Source organism: uncultured Winogradskyella sp., assembly GCF_963975125.1.
In the GTDB taxonomy this organism is placed as follows: domain Bacteria; phylum Bacteroidota; class Bacteroidia; order Flavobacteriales; family Flavobacteriaceae; genus Winogradskyella.
In genome coordinates this window covers 1-3,618 of sequence record NZ_CAXBGB010000137.1, presented here as the reverse complement: position 1 = coordinate 3,618, position 3,618 = coordinate 1, and the positions used below count along the sequence as shown (strand labels likewise).

Genomic DNA, 3,618 nt, shown 5'->3' with positions numbered 1-3,618 from the left:
CTAATGTTCCGAAGGCAGCTCCTTTTATAAGTTTGTTTAAAAAACGTCTTCTATTGGTTTGATTTATAGTTTTCATGTCAAGTTATTTTTTCATCAATTTTTTTAAATCGTCTGTATCAGAATACGATACTTCCGAAAAACTTAACCCTGAAATGGTGATGAGTAAATCCTCCAGATTGGAGAGTTGGTCTTGTTCATGGTCATTTGAAATGATAATTTCAGCAGTTCCCGAAGCTTTTCGAGTATCTTCATTTAAAGAAACAGTACCAGATAAACGAGCTTTTGGATCAAGATCTATTTTATCACCATACTGTGTGTAAAACGCAGTTATTAGTTTTCCGTCTTTAGCAGGGCGTTTTAATTGTACCCAAACATTATTTAAGACCTTTTTATCGACATCATATTCCAGCTGAATGGATTCATAGCCTTTTTCCAATTGCTTTCTAAAACCAATGGTAGCTGTACGTACTTTGGTGGAGCTATTTCGCGACACGATGCCATCGCTTGACGTGTATGCCCAATCCACGCCATTTATTTTGCACAAAAAGGTAGCATTATCGGCAGTTTTATTGGTTGTTTTTTTAGTGGTCTGGGTAATAATTTCTTCTGTATTCGCTTCATTACTCTGTTCTTTTTTGTTGCTTTCTCTGCAGGAAAGCATAATTGCGCATAACATTAAAATGGGTATCAGTTTTTTCATGATTCTATTTTTTAAACGTTGTTCTTTTTATCACTTTATTTTTGTGCACTATTTTTAAAGTGTAATTGCCATTCTCTAAATGGTTTACATTTAGAGGCATTATTTATATTCATTTCTAGTACTAAACCTTTTAACATAAACATCCAATACTTATAGAGCTTTTTTGCTTTAGCATGGTAAAAGGCTTAGTAACTTAGTTTTTATTGTTGCTGAAAAACGAGCGTCAAATCTTCTTGTAAATAAATTTGCCCCATTCCATCCCCAATCAAAAACCCATTTGGTATAATAACTGTTAATTGAGAACCTGAAACGGTACCTTCATAAGTAACACCATTTGAAGTGTATGATCTTGCATTATTATTTTGTACCCAAGTTAATTGGCTTACTGCATCAACATTAAGATTAGCTGGTGTTAAACAAGTAGTAGTGAACGTATCGGCGGTTTCATTATATTCTATGTTTATGAATTCTTCAATTTCTTGGGTGCCAGCGCCATCGCTATTAAATTCTAAAGTTGTGTTATTAGAACAATTTGTTTCTAGCTCAATATTATTAGTTGCCGTCCCATCATTGTTGATATCATAGTTATTTTCACTGGTACTACTTATCAAGACCCAAATTTCAACAATGGTTTCCGAAGGCGAATCATCATCCTTTGAACAGGATAACATTGTTGTTAAGATTACTAAAAAAAATAGTGAGTAAGCTTTTAAAGTCTTTTTTACTGTGTTAATTTTCATGATTTCTAATTTTTATTTATTTATATTAATTTGGTTTATTGAACTTATAATCATTCATTTTTTGAAACTGGTTTTCTTTATAATTTTATTTTTGTGAATAATTTTTAAAGTATATATACCTTTCTCCAAATGGTTCACATTTAGGTAAATTTTATGCTTAGGGAAGTGGTCTAATTCACCTTCAAAGGTTTTTTTCTTTTTAACCATTTTACCTTTTTATTTCAGCAGTCGATTTTATGACTTTAGGTTTCATTTTAGTTATAAAAACTAATACCTAATTTAAAACTCGCTGGTTATAACGAGATTTTTTAATGTGCTATTAATTAGGATGTTGTAAAAGTAAAATGTAGAAAGTGAGAACGTTATGACGTATGTAACAAAAGCTGTAACTGATGTAACATTATAAAAAAAGGAAGTTTTTTCTATGAGGTAATTTAATTAAGAGTGTTGTTTGGAATACTCAGTAGGTGTGCAGTTATAGGCTTCTTTAAAGCACTTTGTAAAGTAAGAATGGTCATTAAAACCAACGGTATATCCAACTTGAGAAATATTAATATCAGATTTTTTAAGTAATTGTGCTGCCAGTTTTAAACGTTGAGAACGAATAAATTCTGATGCAGATAAACCTGTTAAGGCTTTAATTTTTCGGTGTAATTGCATTCTGCTTAAGCCTACTGCTTTACTAAACGCTTCTATACTAAAAGACGATTCTACTAAATTTTGGTCGAGTACAACTTGCACTTTTTCTAGAAATCTTTCATCAATATTGGTAATGGCAATATCTTTTGGTCTTAATACAATTTCCTGACTGTATCGTAATTGTAGTTTTTTTCTGGATTCAATTAGCTTTTCAACTTTTAGTTTGAGTAATTTCTTGTCAAAAGGTTTTGTTATATAATCATCGGCTCCAGTATTAATGCCTTCAAACTGACTTTCCACTTCTGCTTTCGCCGTAAGTAGAATAATGGGGATATGGGAAGTGCGTTCATCGGTTTTAAGCTCTTTTGTAAGTGTGATACCATCTTTTTCAGACATCATAATATCCGAAATTATCAAATCTGGAATATGTTCTAAAGCTAATTCAACTCCAATTTTCCCATTTGATGCCGTCATCACATTATACCTTGTATCAAAAGTTTGTTTTAATAATGTTCTTAAATCGGCATTATCTTCAACAATTAATAAAATAGGCAACTCGCTATCTGTAAATTCTTCAGCATTTTCATTTGTAGAATGAGAAGGAATAGGTGTTTTTCTAATAGCTCCTGTTGAAGTGGTGCCTACAAATTCTTCATTTTTAAAACTATTTTTATCTACTGGAAGGGTTACTGTAAATGTAGTCCACGCGTTTGGTACGCTGTTAACGCTAATGGTGCCTTTGTGTAATTCTACCAATTCTTTAACTAGCGCTAAACCAATTCCTGTGCCTTGATTTTGTTCGTTTGATTGATAAAACCGTTCGAAAATATTATTTAGGTCTTCACTTGATAAACCTTTTCCTGTGTTTTTTATTTCGAAAAATAATCTATTATTATCTGTGTAAGCATTGCAGGTCACTGATCCGTTTTCTGGTGTGTATTTTAGAGCATTTGATAATAGATTGATTGTAATTTTTTCAACGGCATCTTTATCAAACCAAACGTTTTCTTCCTTTTCTTCTATGTTTACTAAATAGCTAATACCTTTTTGTTTTGCTGAATATGAAAAAGACGCGCTTAAAGCAGATATAAGTTTAAGGGCATTATCATTTTGAATATGTAATTTTAACTGTCCTGCATCAATTTTTGAGAGGTCTAATACTTGATTGACGAGTGATAATAAGCGTTCAGAATTTTGTTGGGCAACCGTAAATTGTTGTCGTTTTTTATCTGATAAGGCGTCATTATCTAAAGCCTCATTAATAGGGTCGGCAATCAGTGTTAGCGGTGTGCGGAATTCGTGCGAAATATTGGCAAAGAAATTAGATTTTATTTTATCCAGTTCTTTTAATTTAGTGTTTGTTTTTTGACGGTTTCGGTACAAAATAAACAAGAATAATCCTGCGATGGTTGTAACCCCCAAACCACCTAAAAATAAATTGCGTTGGTTCTTTTTTTGCTGTTCTGCTAATTTCTTTTGGGATTTTAATAAGGTAATTTCCTGTTCTTTTTTTTCGGTTTGGTATTTGGTTTCGAGTTC

At 31.9% G+C, this 3,618-nt stretch carries 3 protein-coding genes; all 3 read right to left on the bottom strand.

The features are described from left to right. Positions 1–82 precede the first annotated feature (82 nt). Positions 83–700: a hypothetical protein gene (locus AAC053_RS13685; RefSeq protein WP_339757786.1), complete on the bottom strand. Its 618-nt coding sequence runs from the start codon at positions 698–700 to the stop codon at positions 83–85. A gap of 200 nt (positions 701–900) precedes the next feature. Further along, the gene (locus AAC053_RS13680) at positions 901–1,440 is read right to left on the bottom strand and encodes a hypothetical protein (protein WP_339757783.1); all 540 of its coding nucleotides are present in this window, start codon (positions 1,438–1,440) and stop codon (positions 901–903) included. A gap of 438 nt (positions 1,441–1,878) precedes the next feature. Beyond that, positions 1,879–3,618 (bottom strand): ATP-binding protein (locus tag AAC053_RS13675; protein ID WP_339757780.1); only part of this gene is annotated, 1,740 nt, incomplete at its 5' end.

Coding starts and splice junctions, on each gene's coding strand:
- AAC053_RS13680 (WP_339757783.1), bottom strand. CDS start 1,440: ATGAAAATTAACACAGTAAAAAAGACTTTAAAAGCTTACTCACTATTT.
- AAC053_RS13685 (WP_339757786.1), bottom strand. CDS start 700: ATGAAAAAACTGATACCCATTTTAATGTTATGCGCAATTATGCTTTCC.